A 2,151-nucleotide genomic window follows, 5' to 3' on the forward strand; every position below is an offset into this window, starting at 1 on the left:
AGGCGGCACAGGGCGCGGGGGCGTTGCCGGGCCCCGCACCGGTCCCGTATAGGGCGAGGCCGGCGGCCAAGGCGGTGACGAGGCCGGCGCCGATCGCGGCGCCCATCAATCGTCCAGGCATCATCGTTGCGTACCCCAGAGCATTTTCGAGCGCGGCGGATGCCGGCGCGCGTGAAGAGAATGCGACCACACGAGAGGCGGGCGCATTCCCCGTGATCGCGGGATCACGGGGAATGCTCGAGCGCGAGCGGAAGGATCGGGAAGACCATGAGCAACCGGATGTGGGGCGGACGCTTCGCGAGCGGCCCCGCCGAGATCATGGAGGAGATCAACGCCTCCATCGGATTCGACAAGCGCCTCGCCCCCCAGGACATCCGCGGCTCGCTGGCGCATGTCGCGATGCTGGGCGCCCAGGGCATCCTGCCGACCGACGATGTGGCAGCCATCGAGGGCGGCCTCAAGGCCGTGCAGGCGGAGATCGAGTCCGGCGGCTTCGTGTTCAAGCGCGAGCTCGAAGACATCCACATGTCGGTCGAGAGCCGGCTGACCGAGATCGTCGGCCCGGCCGCCGGGCGCCTGCACACCGCGCGCTCGCGCAACGACCAGGTCGCCACCGACATGAAGCTGTGGGTGCGCGACACCCTCGACAACCTCGACGCGCAGGCCGCCGGGCTACAGCGGGCGCTGGCGGAGAAGGCGCTGGCCCATGCCGGCACGGTGATGCCGGGCTTCACCCACCTGCAATCGGCCCAGCCGGTCACCTTCGGGCACCATTGCCTCGCCTATGTCGAGATGCTGGCGCGCGACCGCGGCCGTTTCCGCGATGCGCGCGCCCGGCTCAACGAGTGCCCGCTGGGCGCGGCCGCGCTCGCCGGCACCTCGTTCCCGATCGACCGGCACGCCACGGCCGCGGCGCTGGGCTTCGACCGCCCGACGGCGAACTCCCTCGACTCCGTCGCCGACCGCGACTTCGCCCTCGAATCGCTCTCGGCCGCCTCGATCTGCGCGATCCACCTCTCGCGCTTCGCCGAGGAGCTCGTGGTGTGGACCTCGGCGCAGTTCGACTTCGTCAAGCTGTCGGACGGGTACACCACCGGCTCGTCGATCATGCCGCAGAAGCGCAACCCCGACGCGGCGGAGCTGGTGCGGGCCAAGAGCGGGCGCATCGTCGGCGCGCTGATGGGCCTGCTCACGGTGATGAAGGGCCTGCCGCTGGCCTATTCGAAGGACATGCAGGAGGACAAGGAGGGCACCTTCGACGCGCTGCAGGCGCTGTCGCTGTGCCTGGCCGCGATGACCGGCATGGTCCGCGACCTCGAGCCGAACGCGGAGGTTCTCGCGCGGGCCGCGGGCTCCGGCTACAGCACCGCGACCGACCTCGCCGACTGGCTGGTGCGCGAGCTCGGGCTGCCGTTCCGCCAGGCGCACCACGTCACCGGCCGCCTCGTCGGCATGGCCTCGGCCAAGGGCGTCGGGCTGGAGGCGCTGTCGCTGCCCGAGATGCAGGAGGCGGAGCCGCAGATCACGCAGGCGGTCTACGCGGTGCTGGGCGTCGCGAACTCGGTGGCGAGCCGGGTCAGCTTCGGCGGCACCGCCCCGGCCAACGTCCGCGCGCAGGCCGAGGGCTGGCTCGCGCGGCTCGCGGAGCCGGCTGCCTGAAAATGGTGCACAGCAACCGAAAGCCGCCTGGCGCGTTCACGGTCTAGCTAGGTAAGCCCTGCTACAGCGGCGCAAGCGCATCGGAGACCGCGAGCATGCCCGTCGAGAGTTGGACGAAGCCGGAAGAGACCCCGGCACTCGCCGCCACCGCCACCGCGATGATCGACGCGGCCCTCGTCGGCTCCGGCCTCGCGCGCGACGCCTACTGGGCCGCCGTGCGCAAGGGCTACAACACGCCCTACAACGATCCCCAGCCCAAGCCGGCCCCCGCGCCGACCGCGCCGCAACCCCCGGTGCGGATCGACCTCGGCGAGGCGCCGGCTCTGCCGGTCGCGGCGATGGCGGCCCAGAACGCCGCCGCCGAGATCCACGCCGGCTGACGGCGCCGGGCGGCGCCGATCCGGGCGGCCCGAGACCCCATCTTGCCGAAGCGGCGCGCAGGCTTCATGACTCCCGCGTCCGGTGCCGGTGTCGCGCCGACCGAGCCCTCGG

General features: G+C 72.2%; 2 protein-coding genes. Both read left to right on the forward strand.

The features are described 5' to 3' along the window. Positions 1-267 precede the first annotated feature (267 nt). Positions 268-1,659, forward strand: a complete 1,392-nt coding sequence (gene argH, locus FV223_RS25950) for an argininosuccinate lyase (RefSeq protein WP_147729633.1) — start codon at positions 268-270, stop codon at positions 1,657-1,659. A gap of 95 nt (positions 1,660-1,754) precedes the next feature. Next, positions 1,755-2,039, forward strand: coding sequence for a hypothetical protein (locus FV223_RS25955; RefSeq protein ID WP_147729634.1), 285 nt, complete (start codon positions 1,755-1,757; stop codon positions 2,037-2,039). The last annotated feature ends 112 nt before the right edge of the window (positions 2,040-2,151 follow it).

Origin of the sequence: Methylobacterium sp. WL116, assembly GCF_008039455.1 — a bacterium.
Classification (GTDB): Bacteria; Pseudomonadota; Alphaproteobacteria; order Rhizobiales; family Beijerinckiaceae; genus Methylobacterium.

Excerpts from the sequence above, each read along its gene's own strand:
- argH (WP_147729633.1), top strand. The coding sequence starts at position 268 with ATGAGCAACCGGATGTGGGGCGGACGCTTCGCGAGCGGCCCCGCCGAG.
- FV223_RS25955 (WP_147729634.1), top strand. The coding sequence starts at position 1,755 with ATGCCCGTCGAGAGTTGGACGAAGCCGGAAGAGACCCCGGCACTCGCC.